Genomic DNA, 18,321 nt, shown 5'->3' with positions numbered 1-18,321 from the left:
GCCCCGGCTGGTCGCCCGACCAGCCGGGGCTGTTGGCGTCCCGGGGGCCGGCCCGGGAGAACAATGCCGTGGCTCGAATCCACGGCGCAACGCGCAGCCCCGGGCACGCGCTAGAGTTAACAAGCACGTCATTCACCCTAAGGAGGGCCGTTGGGACTTTTGGAAACCGTCAAGGATCCACGGGACCTGGCCAAACTGTCCGGCACCGAGCTGGAACAACTGGCCGGCGAAATCAGGGAATTCCTGATCACCAACGTAGCCGCAACGGGTGGACACCTGGGTCCCAACCTGGGCGTTGTTGAACTCACCCTCGCTGTCCACCGGAACTTTGACTCTCCGCGGGACAGCATCGTCTTCGATACCGGTCACCAGTCCTATGTGCACAAGCTGCTCACCGGACGTCAGGACTTCACCACACTTCGCCAGCAAGGCGGACTGTCCGGCTACCCGGACCGTGCCGAGTCCGAGCACGACATCGTGGAAAGTTCACATGCATCGTCCTCCTTGTCTTGGGCAGATGGCATCTCGCGTGCCCGGCAGCTGACCGGCGAGGGCGACCGGTTCGTCGTCGCCGTCGTTGGCGATGGCGCGCTGACCGGCGGCATGGCCTGGGAAGCCATCAACAACATTGCCGCTGACAAGCGGCGCCGCGTGGTGATCGTCGTCAATGACAACGGGCGCTCATACGCTCCCACTGTTGGCGGTTTTGCCGATTACCTTGCCTCGTTGCGTCCCACCATCGACTCCCTGCGCACCACACCGGCCTACGAGCGCATGCTGGATTGGTGGAAGAAGAAGCTTCAGGACGGCGGCCCGGCGGGTCAGTTCACTTATAAGAGCCTGCATGCCATGAAGAAGGGCATCAAGGACTGGTGGGCCCCGCAGGGCATGTTCGAAGACCTTGGCATGAAATACATCGGCCCGGTTGACGGACACAACCTGCAAGCCATGGAACATGCGCTCAACACCGCGAAGGCTTATGGCGGACCGGTCATTGTGCATGCCATGACGGAAAAGGGCCACGGCTATGCACCGGCCCTGGCCAATGAAGCAGACCAGTTCCATGCGGTAGGCATCATTGACCCGGAAACGGGCGAGCCCACGGAAATGCCGGGAGCCAGGTCTTGGACCTCGGTGTTCGCTGAAGAGATCGCGGATATCGCGGATGAACGCTCCGATATCGTGGGGATCACCGGCGCCATGCTGATCCCCGTGGGATTGCACAAGTTCGCTGAGCGCCACCCGGAGCGTGTGATCGACGTCGGCATTGCAGAACAGCATGCTCTGACGTCCGCCGCGGGAATGGCTTTCGGTGGCCTCCACCCGGTGGTTGCCGTGTACGCCACTTTCCTGAACCGCGCCTTTGACCAGCTCCTCATGGACGTCGCCCTGCACAAAGCAGGCGTCACTATCGTCCTGGACCGTGCCGGAGTGACCGGCCCGGATGGGCCCAGCCACCACGGGATGTGGGACATGGCGATGGTCCAAATCGTGCCCGGACTTCATCTGGCGGCCCCCCGCGATGCAACCCGCCTCCGCGAAGAACTGCGTGAGGCCGTCGCCATCAACGATGCCCCCACAGTGGTCCGGTTCTCCAAGGGCAGCGTCGGTTCCGAAATTGAAGCCATCGACAGGCTTCACGACGGCGTGGACATCCTCGCGCGCCGCCCGGAGGGCTCCACAGAGAACGACGTCCTGATTGTCAGCGTCGGCGCCATGTCAGAACTCGCACTCGATGTCGCTACCCGTTTGGGGGCCCAAGGCATCAGCTCCACAGTAGTGGATCCGCGGTGGGTACTGCCCGTCCGGAAGTCGATCATCGCCCTTGCCGCCCGTCACCGCCTGGTGATCTGCATCGAGGACGGAGTCCGAGCAGGTGGCGTGGGTTCCCGTATACGGCAGGAAATGCGGGCTGCCGGTGTAGACACCGCCCTGAACGAAGTGGGCCTGCCGGTTGAGTTCCTGGTGCACGGCTCCCGCAGCCAGGTCCTGGAACGCGTGGGACTCACCGCCCAGAAAATAACCCACGACGTCGTGGCCCAGGTTTTGGGAACAAAGGTCCCCTTCGCCAGGCCCCTCCCGGGCCAGGAACACCCCACCACCGGCAGCCTGCCAACCCTGTGACGGACGGGCGCGTTCCGGGCGCATTACAGCCCGGTGACCTCGTGGTGTCGAGGAACAGGAAATGGGACGGAAAAGCGCACTGGGTGGTGCCTGGCCGCTACCTTGGGGAAGACATTCATGGTTGGTGGATATTTCAGGGGGCCGGCGAGTTTTGCGCTCGCCCGGGCGCGGCTTTCTATACCGCGTCGGATGCAGTCCTGTTGGTCCCGCGGCACGGTGATTTCGTGGCCACGTTCTACGACGACAGCTACCCGGGCGACTTCAGGATCTACGTTGACCTGGCCACCGGCCATGACTGGAATCCCATCAAGCCGGGCGTCACTGAATTCCACATGATCGACATGGATCTGGACGTCATCCGTTCCACCAAGCATGGGGTGTTCGTGGACGACGAAGACGAATTTGAGCATCATCGGGTGGCCATGGGCTATCCGCAACAGACGGTGGACACAATGCGCGCAGAATGCGCAGCTCTCTTTGAGGCAGTGGACACCATGAAAGCACCTTTCGACGTCAATGGAGCCACCAGCACCAGCGCCGAGTGGTTCAGGAAAGGACGAGCATGAGCGGCATCATCCGCGCGTACAAGCGCGACGACGAAGGAGTTCTCCACTTCCGGGAGGCCTGGTATGACGACGAAGACCAGCAGTTCGTGGTCAACCACGGTGTAGTGGGCCACCAAAGCAAGACCGACGAAGCAAACGTTGACGACGATTCTGCCGTGGATGGCTTGATGGCTGCTTTCGCCGCGCAATGCGAGGAAGACGGCTATGCCGAAATTCCGGAGTCCGAACAGTTTTGGGTAGTTGCCCAGATTGCGCTGAAGACCAAGGACGGCACCGAACGTGACCGGCATCTTGAACGGAAGGCCAAGGCCGCACTCACCGGCGAACTGGCGTGGCGGGGCTTGGGCATCGTGGACCGTTCAGAAATCGGCAATGGCCACCTGAACATCTTCTGCCTCTGCCCGGACGTCAACAAAGCAGTGAATGCCATCAAGATCTGCGTCCGTGGTGAGGACCTGGACTTCACCAAGCTCACGGTGGCAGCAGCGCCTCATAGCGACCCAAGGGCATTCCGTGTGAAGCACTCGCCCAAGCAGGGTGTGGGCTTTACTCTCTAAGTAGCACCCAACGCATCAGGAGGGATCTCCATGTCTTCCAAGAGCAACTGGCCCGGACATACGCCACTGCCCAAGGGTCTCGCCGCGCCGGCGAGACGAGCCCTGGCCCACGAAGGGATAGAGACACTGGAGCAACTGGCCGAGTTCGGCGAAGTTGAACTTACCAAGCTCCACGGCATGGGTCCGGTCGCCCTGGCTCAACTGGAAGATGCCATGGAGGAATCCGGGATCTCCTACGGCACTGGCTAGCCAGTGTTTGTTGCCTTGGGTGACTATGTGCGCCGAGGCGCCGTATAGGCTGAATCCATGACTGAATACCGACGCCTTGGCCGTTCCGGACTGACCGTCTCAGCTGTTGGGCTGGGCTGCAACAACCTGGGCCGCGCCAATACTCCCACCGAATCCCAGGAAGGTACGGACGCTGTTGTCCACGCCGCGCTAGACGCCGGGGTGACTTTCTTCGACGTTGCCGACGTGTACGGGCGTGAGCCGGGCCTCAGCGAAACCATGCTGGGCAAAGCGCTGAAGGGGCGCCGCGATGACGTGGTCATCGGCACCAAGTTCGGTATGGATATGCACGGAGTCAACGGCAACGACTTTGACGCCCGGGGCTCGCGCCGCTATATCATCAAGGCCGTAGAGGCGTCCCTTCGCCGCTTGGATACTGAGTGGATCGACCTCTACCAGTTCCACACCCCGGACCCGCGCACCCCCATCGAGGAGACCCTGGCCGCCTTGGATGACTTGGTGTCCAGCGGCAAGGTCCGGTATATCGGCCACTCCAACTTTGCCGGCTGGCAGATCGCAGAAGCTGAATATGTAGCACGACAATCACCATCAGGTGGTGTCCGCTTCATCTCGACGCAGAACCACTACAACCTCCTTGATCGGCGCGCCGAACTCGAAGTGCTTCCCGCTGCCGGGGCCTTCTCCTTGGGTGTCCTTCCGTACTTTCCCCTGGCCAACGGGCTGCTCACCGGGAAGTACTCTGCGGGGAAAGCTCCGGAAGGCTCACGATTGAGCCACACCCGGACCAACCTGGTGCACGATGCCGACTGGGAACAGCTTGGCCGTTTCGGCCAGTTCGCCAAGGAACGGGACATCAGCGAGCTCCAGTTGGCCTTCTCCTGGTTGGCCGCGCAGCCCGGCGTCAGCAGCGTCATCGCCGGTGCCACCCGTCCGGAGCAGATCCGCGAGAACGCCGAAGCCGTGTGCTGGGTGCCCACGCAGGAGGATCGCGAGGAATTGGACGAGATCTTCCCCCGCGCGCCCAAGGTGGCACTCTTCTAGGCCAAACACGCGCCACACAAGAAGGGCCGTGCCCGGAGCAACTGCTCCGGGCACGGCCCTTCTTCCTATGCTCTTGCGGGACTTAAGCGGGTGCCGACGCTACGCCGGCGGCGAGGAACCGCTTGCCGTTGACCCGCTCGGATGCGCCCACCCGGTCCAGGTACGGCGTGATGCCGCCCAGGAACATCGGCCACCCGGCGCCCATGATGACGCAAAGGTCGATGTCTTCCGGTCCGGCCACGACGCCCTCTTCCAGCATCAGCCCGATCTCCTCGGCCAAGGCGTCCTGGGTGCGTCGGAGGACTTCCTCACCAGTGGAAGGGGTGTTGCCGAAGGACATGATGGCCAGTGTCTCTGCCGGGATGACAGGAGTCCCGTCGGGACCCGGAGCCCAGAGGCTCTTCACTCCGTTGTCGATGAGCTTCTGGAGGTTTTGCGAGACCGGGAACCGGTCGCCGAACGCGGCGTGCAGTGACTCCTGTACATGTTGGGCTACTGGTAGGCCAACCATGGCGCTCAAAGTGAACGGCGACATAGGCAGCCCCATGGGGCGCAGTGCGCTGTCTGCCACGTCCGCCGGGGTTCCTTCATCGAACGCCGCGATGACCTCGCCCATGAGGCGAAGCAGGATGCGGTTGACCACGAACGCTGCGGCATCCTTGACCAGGACGGCGGTCTTCTTGAGTCCCTTGGCGAGTTCGAACGCGGTGGCCAGGACGGCGTCGTCGGTCTTGGGAGCCCGAACGATCTCCAACAGAGGCATGACAGCCACCGGGTTGAAGAAGTGGAAACCCACCAGGCGTTCGGGGTGCTTCAAATCTTCCGCCATGGCAGTCACGGACAGGGAGGACGTGTTCGTGGCCAGAATGCACTCGGGAGAAACGATCGCTTCCACCTCGGCAAAGACCTGCTTCTTGACGTGCAGTTCCTCAAAAACGGCCTCGATGACGAAGTCGGCGTCAGCGAAGGCTTCCTTGGAGACGGAACCCGTAATGAGCGCCTTGGTCCTGTTGGCGGCGTCCTGCTTGATCCGTTTCTTGGCAAGCATCTTGTCGACTTCGGCGTGGACGTACGCGACGCCCTTGTCCACCCTCGCCTGATCGATGTCCGTCATGACCACCGGGACTTTCAGCTGCCGGGCGAACAGCAGTGCCAGCTGGCTTGCCATGAGCCCTGCACCCACAACGCCGATCTTGGTGACCGGACGGGCAAGCTTGCGGTCAGGAGCCCCCGCAGGACGCTTGGAGCGTTTTTGGACGAGGTCCAGGAACGCGTACACCGTGGAGCGGAACTCGTCGGTTTGCATGAGCCCCGCAAGGGTCTCGCACTCGAGTTCAGCCGACTCTGCTTGGGTCATGGTGCGGTTGGCTTCCATGACATCCAGCACTTTGGCCGGGGCAGGGGAGGCATTGGAGGTCTTGGACTCCACAAATGCCCGTCCTGCGGTTACCGCGGCTGCCCACCGGCCGGCGACTGTTTCATCGCTCGCATCTACGGAGTTCTTCCGCTCAGGCGTAACGTCGCCGGAGATAACCCGTGCCGCCCATGCGAGCGACTGTTCCACGAAGTCGGCGGGTTCGAAGATGGCATCGGCCATGCCGAGCTCGAACGCCTGCGGTCCGGTGAGCGTGCGGTTGTTGCTGAGGGGATTCTCGATCATCACCTTGACCGCGTTCTCGGGACCGATGAGGCGCGGCAGGATGTAGACGCCACCCCAGCCCGGTACGAGGCCAATGAAGGCCTCAGGCAAGGCAAGGGCGCCGGCACCCGTGGAAACGGTCCGGTAGGTGGACTGCAGGGCAATCTCCAACCCGCCGCCCAGGGCAAGGCCGTTGATGAAGGCGAAGCTTGGAACGCCCAGATTTGCCAGGGTGCTGTAAACGGCGTGGCCGAGCTGCGCCATCCAGAGCCCGTGTTCGCGTTCCTTGAGTGTTTTTACGGCAGAGAGGTCGGCACCTGCCACCAGGAAGTAGGGTTTGCCCGTGACGCCTACGCCAACAATCTCTCCCCGGGTGGCGCGCTCCTTGAGGTTCTCCAAAACGCCGCCGAGTTCAACGAGCGTGTTGGGGCCCAGCGTGGTGGGTTTGGTGTGGTCAAGGCCGTTGTCCAGGGTGATCAGTGCGAAGGTCCCTGCGCCGCCCGGCAACTGGATGTCCTGCACGTAGGAGTGTGTGACAACTTCGTCAGGGAAAAGGGCGGCGAGCTTCTGGAATTCTGCGGCGCTCATGCGGCGGCTCCTTCGGTGGTGGCTGCGATGGCCTGGTCAGCGGTGAACGATTGGTAGGCGGCGTGGTGCGGGTTTTCCCAGATCACCGTGGCGCCCATGCCCAAGCCGATGCACATGGTGGTCATGCCGTAGCGAACCGAGTGGTCTTCCTCGAACTGGCTCGCGAGTTGGTTCATCAGGCGGACACCCGAGGAAGCAAGTGGATGTCCGACGGCGATCGCCCCGCCATAGCGGTTGACCCGGGGATCGTCGTCCGCAATGCCGAAGTGGTCCAAGAAGCTGAGGACCTGCACGGCGAAGGCCTCGTTGATTTCGAAGAGTCCAATGTCCTCGATGCCCAGCCCCGCGTTCTTCAGGGCCTTTTCCGTGGCAGGAACCGGACCAATACCCATCACCTCAGGCTCGACGCCGGCGAAGGCGTAGGAAACGAGGCGCATCTTGACTGAGAGCCCCAGTTCTTCAGCGGCTTCGGCCGACGCGAGAACGGCGGCAGTGGCGCCGTCGTTCAATCCGGCAGCGTTGCCTGCGGTCACCCGGCCATGGGCGCGGAACGGGGTCCGCAGATCGGCCAAATCGGCAACAGTGGTTCCGGGCCGCGGGGGCTCGTCCATGGTGTGAAGTGCCCAGCCTTGGCCGGGCTTCATGGTGGCGACGGGGACGAGGTCGGGCTGGATTTGTTCGTTGGAGTACGCAGCGGCGAGTTTGGCCTGGGAGGCTGCCGCATAGGAGTCCGTGCGGTCCTTGGTGATCGCGGGGAAGCGGTCGTGCAGGTTCTCCGCGGTGTTGCCCATGTTCAGCGCCGCAGGGTCCACCAGGCGCTCGGACATGAACCGCGGATTGGGATCGGCGCCTGCGCCCATGGGGTGGTTGCCCATGTGTTCCACGCCTCCAGCAATGACGACGTCGTAAGCGCCGAAGCCGATGCCGCTCGCCGTCGTCGTTACTGCCGTCATGGCACCTGCGCACATGCGGTCGATGGCGAAGCCAGGTACCGTGCGGGGGAGTCCGGCCAAGAGCGCCGCTGTGCGGCCGATGGTGAGGCCCTGGTCCCCGGTCTGGGTGGTGGCGGCAATGGCTACCTCGTCGATCCGGTCCGCGGGCAGTGAGGGGTTCCGCCGCATCAATTCGCGGATGCACTTCACCACGAGGTCATCGGCGCGGGTACCCGCATAGATGCCTTTGTCGCCGGCCTTGCCGAAAGGTGTGCGCACGCCGTCCACGAACACGACGTCGCGGACGTTCCTCTGAGCACTGCGTGATGGACTCATGTATTAACTCCTCGTTGAGACATGGCGCCGAATCCCGCGTCACGGGTGCTTCGGCTGGCATTCACTGCAATGTTACTCGTGGGTAACTTAGCTTGCAAGGCCCGCGCCGCACGCGGAGTGCGTATCCCGGGGACGCAAAAGGCCTGCCACCACAAACCACGGTTCGGGTGACAGGCCTCAAGGAAGAGGTGAATTCAGCCGGCATGGCCGGTGGGTTGGGCGTCCTTCGAGGCTGGGGCTTCCTTTGCCTTGGATTCTTTGCCGGGCAGCGGGGCCGGGTTCAAGCAGGCTTCGGTGAGTATGGGAGCGGCGAAGGAGATCTGCCACTCACGCGCGCCCAGGGACCGCAGCTCTGCGGCGACGGACTCCAGGGAAACGTCAGCCGGGGGCCGCCAGGCAACCCGCCGCAAGTAATCCGGCGTCAGCAAGTTCTCCACAGGCAGCTTCAGCTCATCGGCCTTTGCCTGCAGGGCCGGCCTGGCAGTGGCAAGGCGTGCTGCGGCCTCAGGATCCCGATCCACCCAGACCCGGGGCGGCGGCGGCGCATTGGTGGGCAAGTGCAGGGGTGGGAGATCTTTGAGCGTCCGGGCGTTGGTGATGCAGCGCAGCCAGCGGGGGGCTTCCCTCTGGGCAGACCGCCCGTGGAATCCTTTGGTGGCCAGCAGCTGCGGCACCGTGGTGGGCATCGCTTTGGCTGCGGCCACAAGTGCGGAGTCGGGGATGAGACGGCCGGGTGCTACGTCGCGTTTGCGTGCCAGTTGGTCGCGCTCCAGCCACAGTTCACGAACGGCGGCCAGTTGGCGGCGGTCGCGTATTTGGTGGAGCCCGGAGGTCTTCCGCCAAGGATCGACACGCGGAGCCGGGAGGCCCGCGGCGAGGATGCCCGCAAACTCTTGTTCGGCGTATTCAAGCTTGCCGTCGGCTTCCAGCAGCTCGATGAGTTCTTCGCGGAGCTCCGCGAGGACTTCGACGTCGAGGGCCGCGTAGCGCAGCCAAGGTTCCGGCAAAGGTCGGGTGGACCAATCGGCCGCGGAGTGTTCTTTGGCGAGGCCGAATCCGAGAAGTTGTTCAATGACGGCGGCAAGGCCCACCCGAGGAAGACCCGCCAGGCGGGCGGCAAGTTCGGTATCAAAGAGCTTGTCCGGCCACATGCCGAGCTCCGAGAGGCAAGGAAGGTCCTGTGATGCCGCGTGAAGGATCCATTCGACGCCGCGAAGGGCGTCATTGATGATGTCCAGGTTGTCGAAGGGCTCGGGATCGATCAGCCAGGTTCCGGCACCCTCGCGTCGGATCTGGACCAGGAATGCCCGCTGGCCGTAGCGGAACCCGGAAGCGCGTTCTGCGTCCACTCCGGCGGGTCCTGTTCCGGCGGCGATGGCGGCTGCGCACCGCTCCAGCCCGGACGGGGTATCAATGACCAGGGGTACGCCCTCGCGGGGAGTATCGAGATCGATAATTTCAGGGACATGGCTGTCGAAGCCGACTACCTTGATGTGGGTGGTGGGATCAGCAACCGGGTCGCCGGCCGTGGTGTTTTCCGGATATTCAGGGGTCATGGTGGCTTAAGCTTACCGATTCCGGCTACAGCGGGGTGTTGCCGGTCCATTGCGGGTACCCGCCGACGCGTTTCTTGAAGTCAATTGAGCCTCCTGTTGGGCAGTCCGGTAACGCCTGGCGGCAGGGGAGGCAGCCCGGCGAACGTACAGACCATGTCAGACCACGCCTCGAGGTGGGCTTGAACATCCTGGCTGGCCGGTGTCCAGGATGCGCGGAGTTCTATGTCGATGGTGTCCGGCCGTTCAGACAAGGTACCGAAGCTTTCCGAAAGGATTCTTGTGGCTGTGCCACCGGCGGCGCGATACGGCGCGGCATGGTTCTCCAAGGCATCCACGAGCCACGTCCAGGCAACAGAGCCAAGCATTGAGTCGTTCCCCATCTCGGCGTCCATTTGAGCCCGGATGTAGGTGACGATGCGGAATTCCCCTTCCCAGACGGCCGATCCGTCGGGGTCGTAAAGGAGGATGAAGCGGCCAGTGGCGAGTTCATCGTCCTCTTCGCTGGAGGGGCTGTTGGCTTGGTTCGCGGCGAAGGCCTTGGCCGCTGGCCCGTGAACGGGAACCTGGCGGGTTGCTGCGGTGGGGCTGAAAACTTCAGCTCCCAAAGCAACTGCGTACGGAGCCAGGCGGGCAGGAGCTGGGATCTCGTCAAGCCGCAGTTCGCTGCGGCATTGTGCTTTTCGTAGCGATCCCAAGGCGAAGAGAAATTCCGAGGGAACCTGTGCGAGGGCGTTCACCATCGCAGATTATGCTTCCGGGGCGGCGAATCTGTGCAGGCTCGCCGCCCCGGGTTGCACGTGTTATGCGTCAGGCCAATTCGCGCTTAATCGCCGCAACGAAGGCATCGATGTCTTCCTCCGTGGTGTCGAACGAACACATCCACCGCACTTCGCGGCGGGCAGCATCCCAGTCGTAGAAGGCGAAGGACTCCCGCAGCTTGTCCGCAACGCCTTCGGGAAGAATGGCGAAGACGCCGTTGGACTGTGTTGCCTGAGTTGGCTCCACGCCGTCGATTTCCTCAACTGCCGTCCGGAGGCGGGCGGCCATGGCGTTGGCGTGGGCGGCGGAACGCAGCCACAAGCCATCCTCCAGCAAAGCAATGAACTGGGCCGAAATGAACCGCATCTTCGAAGCAAGCTGCATGTTCATCTTGCGTAGGAACTTCAGGCCGTCAGCTGCCTCCGGGTTCAGGGCAACCACCACTTCACCGAAAAGAAGGCCGTTCTTGGTGCCGCCGAAGGACAGGATGTCTACGCCGGCTTCGCGGGTGAACGCGCGAAGGGGTACGTCCAGGTAAGCCGCGGCGTTTGCCAGCCGAGCGCCATCCATGTGGAGCTTCATGCCCTTGGCATGGACATGGTCGGCGATGGCCCGCACTTCTTCCGGCGTATAGCAGGTGCCGAGCTCAGTGGTTTGGGTGATGGAGACCACCAGCGGTTGGGCGCGGTGCTCATCGCCCCAGCCCCAGGCCTCCCGGTCGATCAGCGCGGGAGTGAGCTTACCGTCCTCGGTGGGAACCTGCAGGAGCTTAATCCCGCCCACCCGTTCCGGTGCACCGTTCTCGTCCATATTGATGTGTGCTGTGGAGGCGCAGATTACCGCTCCCCAGCGGGGAAGGAGGGATTGCAGGGCAAGGACGTTGGCTCCCGTGCCGTTGAACACCGGGAAAGTCTCAATGCCCGGGCCGAACTGCTGCTCAAGCACCTCCTGCAGCCGCGCTGTGTACACGTCCTCGCCGTAGGACACCTGGTGCCCGCCGTTGGCGGTTGCCAGTGCTGAGAGGATCTCCGGGTGCACGCCGGAGTAGTTGTCCGATGCGAACCCGCGAACCGCAGGATTATGCAGTTGAGCCGCGCCGGGCGTTTCGGTGGCGCTGTGGATTGCCTCTGTTGTGCTTGTCACTTGTTCATTCACGCTTTCAAGTCTATTTGGCCAGCAGGATGCGCTGACCGTTGAGGGTGGCAGCCGGTTGTTCAAAAAGCGCGACGGCGGCAGTCGCCAATTCTTCGACGTCCGTGAAGCCGGGGAATCGCCTTTCGGGATGCGCCTCCCGCATGGCTGAATCCACCAGGGCTTTGACCACAAAAACTACTGCCGCGCTGTGCTGCTCGTCGGGAGCGTCCGGGTTCCCGGCGTTGCCGGATTGTGCCCGGCGGAAACCGTCGGCAACGGCCAACGTCCAGGCTTCTGCAGCTGCCTTTGCCGCTGCATAGCTGGCAGCGGCGGCCGTCGGAGCAGCTGCGGTGGTTGACGACACCATGGCAAGGCGACCGTGCGGAGACGCTTCGAGGTGACTGTAGAAGACCCGGGAGACGTTACGGAGCGTGGTCACAGCGGTCCGTTCCATGGAGTCCCAGTCCTCGTCCGTTTGGTCTTCAATGCCTTTCGCGCCCCGCCAACCGCCCACCAAATGGATCACGCCGTCGATGCCTTCGATGCCGAGGTCACGGACGGTGACCTCAAGTTGCCGAACGGAATCCAGGCTGGAGAGATCGGAGACCAGGGGAGTCGCTCCGTGGCCCGCTTCAACCGCGGCCGCTCTAATCCGGACATCGTCCGAACCGACAGTGAGCACCCTGTGACCGGCGGCCCCCAACGCCCGCGCCACGGCGATGCCGGACGCACTGCTCCCACCGGTCACGAGGACGGTCAGTGTGGTCATCAGGCAGCCGTCGCGCCGGTGATCCCGGTGGTGGATTCGATGACGGGGCGCATCTTCTTCTCCAGTGCTTCATAGAACATGGACAGGGGGAACTCATCGTCCAAAACCTGGTCCGTGAGGCCACGGGGCGGGCCATCCAAAGGAAGTGCTTCCGGTCCCTTGGCCCATACGGACGCCGGGTGGGGAGTCACGGTGCTCGAAATGAGCTCGTATGCCGCCAGCCAGTGGGCAGCCTTCGGGCGGTCGATCGAGCGCCAGTACAACTCTTCGATCTTGGCGCCGAGTTCCACCACAACCGAGGCAGCCTCGTCCCAGTCGATGGAGAGCTTGCTGTCCGTCCAGTGGAGCACGTGGTGCTGGTGCATCCACGCGAACAGGAGCTGGCCGCCGAGGCCGTCATAGTTACGGACGCGGCTGCCGGTAATGGCAAAACGGAAGATCCGGTCAAAGATCACTGCATACTGGACGAGCTTTGCATGCTTGCGGGCATCGGGATCGGCATTTTCGTCTTTTTCGATGCGTACGGATTCACGGAATGCGGTCAGGTCGCAGCGCAGCTCCTCCAGTGAGTAGAGGAAGAACGGCATCCGCTGCTTGATCATGAACGGATCGAAGGGGAGGTCGCCGCGCATATGGGTGCGGTCGTGGATCAGGTCCCACATGACGAACGTGCGCTGCGTCAGTTCCTGGTCCTCGATCAGCTGCGCTGCGTCCTCGGGAAGTACCAGGGACGTGGTTGCGGCAGCCGCCTTCAGGACGCGGCGGAAACGGGCGGCCTCACGATCGGCGAAGATGGCTCCCCATGTGAAGGTGGGGGTCTCGCGGACGGCCACCGTCTCAGGGAAGAGCACGGCGGAGTTGGTGTCGTACCCAGGAGTGAAATCAACGAAGCGGATGGGGACGAAGAGCTTGTTGGAGTACTCGCCTGCCTCAAGGCCGCCAATGAACTCGGGCCAGATAACCTCGATCAGGACTGCTTCCACCAGCCTGTTAGTGCTGCCATTCTGCGTGTACATGGGGAAAACCACCAGATGCTGGAGGCCGTCAATGCGCTGCTCCTGAGGCTGGAACGCCTGAAGGGAGTCCAGGAAGTCCGGCACCCCGAAGCCGCCCCGGACCCATCGGCTGAAGTCTTCTACCAGGAGCTCCAAGTAGCGGGCATCATGGGGGAAGTGCGGAGTCAGGGCCGTGATGGCGTCGGTGACTGTGTTAACGAGGGCGGCCGCCTCGGAGTGAAGCGAAGAATCGGCAATGGAACCGTCCTGCTCTTGGTGCGCCTGCAGTGCAGTGGCCGCAGCCTTCAGGGACATCCACTCGGCGTTGTCGGCGGTGACACGCGGGAGGATGGCGGTGGTGATGGTCATGGAGCTCGGCCCTTTCGACGTGGTGATTGCTTCTGGGCCGAGCGTAGCAAGCAAAAAGCGTTGCTAATCCAAGAATGCCTTGAGCATAAGCAAGTCTTGGTCAAACGGGGCTTGGAGACGGGTTGAGGTCCAGTCCCGGGATGTGGAGGCGTCCAACAGAGCGCCAGGCTTTCGGACGGGCGGGCCAAAGGCCCACCCGTCCGGAGTGCTTAGCTCTCTTCCGGCTTAACCAAGCGCAGTGAAACGGAGTTAATGCAGAACCGCTGGTCCGTGGGCGTGCCATAGCCCTCGCCCTCGAAAACATGCCCCAAATGGGAGTCGCAATTGGCGCAGCGTACTTCCACGCGATCCATTCCCATGGTGCGGTCGTGGAGATACCGGACCGTGCCTTCAGCCAAAGGTGCCCAGAACGACGGCCAGCCACAATGGGAATCGAACTTTTCCCGGCTCGTGAACAACTGGCTGCCACAGGCACGGCATTGGTACACGCCTTCCGTGTGGGTGTCCCAGTACTCACCCGTGTACGGCCGCTCGGTTCCCGCCTGCCGAAGCACACGGTATTCCTCAGGCGATAACTCCTCGCGCCACTGGGCATCGCTCTTCTCCACGGGCACAGAAGTTGTCTTGCTGGTGTTGTCAGGAGTGTTCATGTCTTATGCAACGCTCACGAGTCGCCGATAAATCCCGAACCCGCATACAGGTGGAGGACAGGAAGCCCCAGCTGATCCTGCGCCTTATTGGCCCAGTCAGTGTGGAACGTGTCCGCAATGGCATGGGGCCGGGTAATCACCACAGCCTGGGCAGCATCAACCGCCCGGACCTTCGCCACCAAGGCGGCCACGGCACCGCCGTCGACGATTTCTCCGGTGACACCCCCGCCCAAACCAGCCAGCGCGGCCAGCGATGCAGCCAGGGTCTCGGAGGCTTCCGCACGCTCAAGCTCAGGGTCCGGGTGCTGCGCGGTGAGCTCCCGGAACGCCTTGGCGATATCAAGCAACGACAGATTCTCCAGGAAATCCACCAGAAGATGTCGTTCGGTGTTGGACGGAACCAGGACAATAAGGGGCGCATCACCGCCGTCGAGCAGTTTGGCGATGTTAACGCGGTCGTCGGCGCCCAGGGGCTCTTCAGTCAGGATGACGATGGGATCACTCATGGCTACAGCGTAGTCCCGGTGAACCGCAGTCCGCAGACTTTTGGACGCTGACGACTTGTGGACTCCTGTTCCCGCTCAGGTGCGCCGCGCGGTCCACACCTGCACCAGGCAGTGCCGGGGAGCAGCAACAATGGAACCATGGCATCGACTACCCCGCCAGCGAGCGACGCTGCAGACAAGAAACTGTCCCTCCGCACCAAATGGGCCATCGCCGGCTTCCTGGCAGGCGGCACTGTCGCCGGTCTGGTAGGCGCAGGGTCCTCGGCGCTCGCCGTATATTTTGCCCGCCGCGTCATTACCCCTGCCGCCCGGCACGAGGACCAGGAGGTCCTTGCCGTGATCCGCGGTGACAAGGGACCACAAGTCATTCTTGCGGCCACGCCGGACACCACCATAGACGGCGTCTTCAGCCTGTTCTTCTCCGGCGGCCAGGGTCACGCGAGGATCGGCCGGATTGTGTCCTATTCGCCCGCTGAACAAACCGTGCTGCGTGAGGTCGAAGAGGTCTACAGCGGCAACCTGTCAGAGGCCCGCCGCGCCTGGTGGAGCGGGGCAACGTACCCGGATCCCGCCGCGATAGGTCTGGCGGCCGAGGACGTGGACATAGAGATCGACGGCGGGAAGGCACCTGCCTGGCTGATCCGCGCCGAAGCGTCTGCAGCGGCGCCGGTCTGCGCAATCATGGTCCATGGTCGGGGCGCAACACGCCTGGAAGGCCTCCGCGCCGTCCGCACCGCACGCGAGCTCGGCATGGACAGCCTGCTGATCTCCTACCGCAACGACGGACTGGCCCCCTCGGCGCCGGACGGGCGGTATGGCCTGGGATCCACGGAATGGCGCGACGTTGAGGCCGCCATCGAGTATGCGCTGGAGCACGGTGCGCAGGAGATCGTTTTGTTCGGCTGGTCCATGGGCGGGGCGATCAGCCTGCAGACGGCGGACCTGTCCAAGCACCGCCACCTCATCCGGGCGTTGGTCTTGGATGCGCCCGTCATCAATTGGGTCAATGTGATGGCCCATCATGCTGAAATGAACAGGATTCCTTACAACGTTGGCCGCTACGGGCAGATGATGCTGAGCCATCCGCTGGGGCGCAGGTTGACCGGACTATCAGCGCCCGTGGACCTGAAAGCCATGGACTGGGAAACCCGCGCGGTTGAGTTACGCACGCCCACTTTGCTGATCCATAGCGTGGACGATGACTATGTGCCCTTCGGGCCGTCCGCCAGCCTTGCGGAAAAGAACCCCGAGATGGTCACCTTCGAGCCGTTCGACGGCGCGCGGCACACCAAAGAGTGGAACGTCGACCCCGAACGGTGGGAACGCGTGGTCCACGCCTGGTTGCAGCGGCAATTGGCTCCGCGGAACAATCCCGGAGGGACTGGCGCCGCGCAGGCCGGTTGACAGGCCCGCGCTGGCGGTCAGGGCTTGAGCTTTGCAGTCACGGCTCAGCCCTTGATGCTTGAAGCCGTGCCGATGGGAGCAGTGATGGCCTTGGTGAGGCTGATGAGGTTGGCCGGAGCCAGCTCGATGTCCAGTCCGCGGCGGCCTCCGGAGACAAGGACAGTTGTGAAGCCCATGGCAGATTCGTCGAGGACTGTGGGGGAGGGCTGCCGCTGTCCCAGCGGTGATATTCCTCCCAGCACATACCCCGTGCGTCGTTCGGCCGTCCTGGGATCCGCCATGGCAGCCTTCTTGGCGCCCAGCGCTGCAGCAACGGCCTTCAGGTCGAGGTTTCCGGATACGGGCACGATGGCCACGGCGAGGCGGCCTTCAACTTCCACCATGAGGGTCTTGAAAACCCGTTCGGGTTCGATGCCCAGGACTTCCGCGGCTTCCAAACCGTAACTGCCTGCCCCGGGATCATGGGCGTAGGGGTGTAACACGAAGGGAACGCCGGCCGCAGCAAGAGCTGCAGTTGCCGGCGTTCCCTGTGAAGCCATCTTTTTGGCCATGCTGTGTGGCGGTACCTTTCAGTGTCCTGCCGGTCAGTTTTCCAGCCGGCTGGCGGCTGCGACTTTCCGTTTGATACGGCCGAGCATGGCGGTCATGCCCCGCATGCGCAGGGGCGTGATGGCCCGGGTCAGGCCCAGCAGCTCAGGCATATCATCCGGAACGGCAAGGATTTCCTGGGCAGTCAACCCATCAAGGCCCTCGTGCAGCACCCCTGCGAAGCCCCGGGTTGTAGGCGCTTCCTGAGGAGCTTTGAAGAAGAGCCGGTAGGCGCGGGCACCGCCGTCGGGGTTTTTCTCGGACTCAATAGTGAGAAACAACGGCGACTGGCACTCCACAACCTGTTCCAGCAACTCAGGGTGGTCCTTCAAGCGCTCCGGGAGCTCCGGCAATCCCCTGGAGAACTCAAGCAGGAGTTGCAGGCGGTCAGGCTCCGTCAGTGCCTGGAAGTCGTCAACGATTTCCGCCAGGGCGGTGGGCAAAGTGTTCGTACTCATCTCTTCCAGCTTACGCACAACAGTGTTCAATGCATCTTGTGTGCCGGAACACTACGGACGCCTCTGTGTCTGCGCTAGTTGCTGACGAGCGAGGCAGGAACGGAACCGCGCTCAGCGCCCTTGACGATGGGAACCCGCACAGCGTTGCCCCACTCGGTCCAGGAGCCGTCGTAGTTGCGTACGGTGTCGAAGCCCAGCAGGTACTTCAGTGCGAACCAGGTGTGGCTGGAACGTTCGCCGATGCGGCAGTAGGCCACCACGTCATCGCCGCGCTCCAGGCCCGCCTCGCCAAGGTACAGGGCTTCGAGCTCTTCGCGGCTCCGGTAGGTGCCATCTTCAGCAGCGGCGCGTGCCCACGGGACCGAAGCCGCAGTGGGAATGTGGCCGCCGCGCAGAGCGCCTTCTTCCGGGTAGGCCGGCATGTGCGTGCGCTGCCCCGTGTACTCCTCAGGGGAGCGCACGTCGATGAGGGGGTTGCCCAAGTGCGCCAGGACATCTTCCTTGAATGCGCGGATGGGGGCGTCGTTGCGCTCCACCTCCGGGTATTCACCCACCGCGGGCCGGGGAACGTCGGTGGTCAGCTCGCGGCCTTCGGCGATCCACTTGTCGCGACCGCCGTCGAGGAGGCGGACGTCCTCGTGGCCGAACAACGTAAAGACCCAGAGAGCGTAGGCAGCCCACCAGTTGGACTTGTCACCGTAGATGACCACGGTGCTGTCGCGGGAGATGCCCTTGGTAGCTGCGAGGGCGGCAAAAGCGGCGCCATCCACATAATCGCGGGTGACCTCGTCGTTCAGGTCGGTGTGCCAGTCGATCTTGACGGCGCCCGGGATGTGGCCGGTTTCGTAGAGAAGAACGTCTTCGTCGGACTCGACGACTACAAGCTTGCCGTCGGCGATGGCGCCGTCTGCAAGGGCTGCCGCGAGCCACTCGGTGGACACAAGGCGTTCAGGGTTCGCGTACGACGCAAACTTTTCATTCTGTTCAACGGGGTAGGACATGATGATGGCCTTTCACTGACAACGGTCGGAGCCAGGCCGTGGAAGGTGGTGCAGGTGCCGGCCGGGCGTGCTCCAACACTAACCACGGGCAGCGAGGAAT

The 18,321-nt window shown here is 63.2% G+C and carries 18 protein-coding genes; 6 read left to right on the top strand and 12 right to left on the bottom strand.

The features are described from left to right. Nucleotides 1–150: 150 nt before the first annotated feature. The 5 genes from dxs to J3A64_RS09445 are packed head-to-tail and all read left to right on the top strand — an operon-like array spanning nt 151 to nt 4,537. Nucleotides 151–2,124 (top strand): 1-deoxy-D-xylulose-5-phosphate synthase, encoded by a 1,974-nt coding sequence (gene dxs, locus J3A64_RS09465; RefSeq protein ID WP_210064194.1) that lies wholly within the window; start codon nt 151–153, stop codon nt 2,122–2,124. After that, nucleotides 2,121–2,690 carry a DUF402 domain-containing protein gene (locus J3A64_RS09460; protein ID WP_011774494.1) on the top strand — a complete coding sequence of 190 codons (570 nt, stop codon included), beginning with the start codon at nt 2,121–2,123 and terminating at the stop codon, nt 2,688–2,690. The genes dxs and J3A64_RS09460 overlap by 4 nt, the downstream gene beginning before the upstream one ends. Beyond that, the gene (locus J3A64_RS09455) at nt 2,687–3,247 is read left to right on the top strand and encodes a hypothetical protein (RefSeq protein WP_014921411.1); all 561 of its coding nucleotides are present in this window, start codon (nt 2,687–2,689) and stop codon (nt 3,245–3,247) included. Before J3A64_RS09460 ends, J3A64_RS09455 begins: the two co-directional genes overlap by 4 nt. Nucleotides 3,248–3,277: 30 nt before the next feature. Further along, complete coding sequence (locus J3A64_RS09450; protein WP_011774496.1) at nt 3,278–3,496, top strand: hypothetical protein; 219 nt, start codon at nt 3,278–3,280, stop codon at nt 3,494–3,496. 57 nt (nt 3,497–3,553) lie between these two features. Beyond that, complete coding sequence (locus J3A64_RS09445) at nt 3,554–4,537, top strand: aldo/keto reductase (RefSeq protein WP_011774497.1); 984 nt, start codon at nt 3,554–3,556, stop codon at nt 4,535–4,537. Between the two features lie 82 nt (nt 4,538–4,619). Here J3A64_RS09445 and J3A64_RS09440 read toward each other — a convergent pair whose 3' ends face one another. The 9 genes from J3A64_RS09440 to J3A64_RS09400 all read right to left on the bottom strand — a co-directional run bounded on the left by J3A64_RS09440 (nt 4,620) and on the right by J3A64_RS09400 (nt 14,770). Then, nucleotides 4,620–6,764, bottom strand: coding sequence for a 3-hydroxyacyl-CoA dehydrogenase NAD-binding domain-containing protein (locus tag J3A64_RS09440; RefSeq protein WP_210064193.1), 2,145 nt, complete (start codon nt 6,762–6,764; stop codon nt 4,620–4,622). Beyond that, a complete protein-coding gene (locus J3A64_RS09435) occupies nt 6,761–8,032 on the bottom strand; it encodes an acetyl-CoA C-acyltransferase (RefSeq protein WP_210064192.1) in 1,272 nt (423 codons plus the stop codon). Before J3A64_RS09435 ends, J3A64_RS09440 begins: the two co-directional genes overlap by 4 nt. 194 nt (nt 8,033–8,226) lie before the next feature. After that, the gene (locus tag J3A64_RS09430; protein WP_210064191.1) at nt 8,227–9,588 is read right to left on the bottom strand and encodes an HRDC domain-containing protein; all 1,362 of its coding nucleotides are present in this window, start codon (nt 9,586–9,588) and stop codon (nt 8,227–8,229) included. A gap of 80 nt (nt 9,589–9,668) precedes the next feature. After that, nucleotides 9,669–10,328, bottom strand: coding sequence for a DUF3000 domain-containing protein (locus J3A64_RS09425; RefSeq protein WP_011774501.1), 660 nt, complete (start codon nt 10,326–10,328; stop codon nt 9,669–9,671). A gap of 67 nt (nt 10,329–10,395) precedes the next feature. Continuing rightward, the gene (locus J3A64_RS09420) at nt 10,396–11,502 is read right to left on the bottom strand and encodes a low specificity L-threonine aldolase (protein WP_307807184.1); all 1,107 of its coding nucleotides are present in this window, start codon (nt 11,500–11,502) and stop codon (nt 10,396–10,398) included. Between the two features lie 10 nt (nt 11,503–11,512). Further along, nucleotides 11,513–12,250: an SDR family NAD(P)-dependent oxidoreductase gene (locus J3A64_RS09415; protein WP_210064190.1), complete on the bottom strand. Its 738-nt coding sequence runs from the start codon at nt 12,248–12,250 to the stop codon at nt 11,513–11,515. Further along, complete coding sequence (locus J3A64_RS09410) at nt 12,250–13,614, bottom strand: DUF6421 family protein (protein ID WP_043806015.1); 1,365 nt, start codon at nt 13,612–13,614, stop codon at nt 12,250–12,252. Before J3A64_RS09410 ends, J3A64_RS09415 begins: the two co-directional genes overlap by 1 nt. 209 nt (nt 13,615–13,823) lie before the next feature. Next, nucleotides 13,824–14,264 (bottom strand): peptide-methionine (R)-S-oxide reductase MsrB, encoded by a 441-nt coding sequence (gene msrB / locus J3A64_RS09405; protein WP_014921416.1) that lies wholly within the window; start codon nt 14,262–14,264, stop codon nt 13,824–13,826. Between the two features lie 14 nt (nt 14,265–14,278). Next, a complete protein-coding gene (locus J3A64_RS09400; protein ID WP_011774506.1) occupies nt 14,279–14,770 on the bottom strand; it encodes a hypothetical protein in 492 nt (163 codons plus the stop codon). A 138-nt stretch (nt 14,771–14,908) separates the two neighbouring features. Between J3A64_RS09400 and J3A64_RS09395 the strand changes: the two genes are divergently transcribed. Continuing rightward, nucleotides 14,909–16,174, top strand: coding sequence for a S9 family peptidase (locus J3A64_RS09395; protein WP_014921417.1), 1,266 nt, complete (start codon nt 14,909–14,911; stop codon nt 16,172–16,174). Nucleotides 16,175–16,218: 44 nt separating this feature from the next. Here J3A64_RS09395 and ybaK read toward each other — a convergent pair whose 3' ends face one another. From ybaK to J3A64_RS09380, 3 genes are all read right to left on the bottom strand, one after another. Beyond that, nucleotides 16,219–16,725 carry a Cys-tRNA(Pro) deacylase gene (gene ybaK, locus J3A64_RS09390; RefSeq protein WP_011774508.1) on the bottom strand — a complete coding sequence of 169 codons (507 nt, stop codon included), beginning with the start codon at nt 16,723–16,725 and terminating at the stop codon, nt 16,219–16,221. A gap of 33 nt (nt 16,726–16,758) precedes the next feature. Further along, nucleotides 16,759–17,220: a SufE family protein gene (locus J3A64_RS09385; RefSeq protein WP_187329935.1), complete on the bottom strand. Its 462-nt coding sequence runs from the start codon at nt 17,218–17,220 to the stop codon at nt 16,759–16,761. 74 nt (nt 17,221–17,294) lie between these two features. Continuing rightward, entirely contained in the window at nt 17,295–18,221 is a 927-nt protein-coding gene (locus J3A64_RS09380; RefSeq protein ID WP_210064189.1) for a sulfurtransferase, read from the bottom strand. Between the last annotated feature and the right edge of the window lie 100 nt (nt 18,222–18,321).

Origin of the sequence: Pseudarthrobacter sp. PvP004 (assembly GCF_017876035.1) — a bacterium.
Lineage (GTDB): Bacteria > Actinomycetota > Actinomycetes > Actinomycetales > Micrococcaceae > Arthrobacter > Arthrobacter aurescens_A.
This window is presented reverse-complemented; position numbering and strand designations above follow the sequence as displayed.

What these genes read in the sequence shown, in the direction of transcription:
- J3A64_RS09445 (WP_011774497.1), top strand. Translation starts at nt 3,554, where the DNA reads ATGACTGAATACCGACGCCTTGGCCGTTCCGGACTGACCGTCTCAGCT.
- ybaK (WP_011774508.1), bottom strand. Translation starts at nt 16,725, where the DNA reads ATGGCCAAAAAGATGGCTTCACAGGGAACGCCGGCAACTGCAGCTCTT.
- J3A64_RS09395 (WP_014921417.1), top strand. Translation starts at nt 14,909, where the DNA reads ATGGCATCGACTACCCCGCCAGCGAGCGACGCTGCAGACAAGAAACTG.
- J3A64_RS09425 (WP_011774501.1), bottom strand. Translation starts at nt 10,328, where the DNA reads ATGGTGAACGCCCTCGCACAGGTTCCCTCGGAATTTCTCTTCGCCTTG.
- J3A64_RS09415 (WP_210064190.1), bottom strand. Translation starts at nt 12,250, where the DNA reads ATGACCACACTGACCGTCCTCGTGACCGGTGGGAGCAGTGCGTCCGGC.
- J3A64_RS09435 (WP_210064192.1), bottom strand. Translation starts at nt 8,032, where the DNA reads ATGAGTCCATCACGCAGTGCTCAGAGGAACGTCCGCGACGTCGTGTTC.
- J3A64_RS09455 (WP_014921411.1), top strand. Translation starts at nt 2,687, where the DNA reads ATGAGCGGCATCATCCGCGCGTACAAGCGCGACGACGAAGGAGTTCTC.
- J3A64_RS09440 (WP_210064193.1), bottom strand. Translation starts at nt 6,764, where the DNA reads ATGAGCGCCGCAGAATTCCAGAAGCTCGCCGCCCTTTTCCCTGACGAA.
- J3A64_RS09450 (WP_011774496.1), top strand. Translation starts at nt 3,278, where the DNA reads ATGTCTTCCAAGAGCAACTGGCCCGGACATACGCCACTGCCCAAGGGT.
- J3A64_RS09385 (WP_187329935.1), bottom strand. Translation starts at nt 17,220, where the DNA reads ATGAGTACGAACACTTTGCCCACCGCCCTGGCGGAAATCGTTGACGAC.
- msrB (WP_014921416.1), bottom strand. Translation starts at nt 14,264, where the DNA reads ATGAACACTCCTGACAACACCAGCAAGACAACTTCTGTGCCCGTGGAG.
- J3A64_RS09410 (WP_043806015.1), bottom strand. Translation starts at nt 13,614, where the DNA reads ATGACCATCACCACCGCCATCCTCCCGCGTGTCACCGCCGACAACGCC.
- J3A64_RS09430 (WP_210064191.1), bottom strand. Translation starts at nt 9,588, where the DNA reads ATGACCCCTGAATATCCGGAAAACACCACGGCCGGCGACCCGGTTGCT.
- J3A64_RS09380 (WP_210064189.1), bottom strand. Translation starts at nt 18,221, where the DNA reads ATGTCCTACCCCGTTGAACAGAATGAAAAGTTTGCGTCGTACGCGAAC.
- J3A64_RS09400 (WP_011774506.1), bottom strand. Translation starts at nt 14,770, where the DNA reads ATGAGTGATCCCATCGTCATCCTGACTGAAGAGCCCCTGGGCGCCGAC.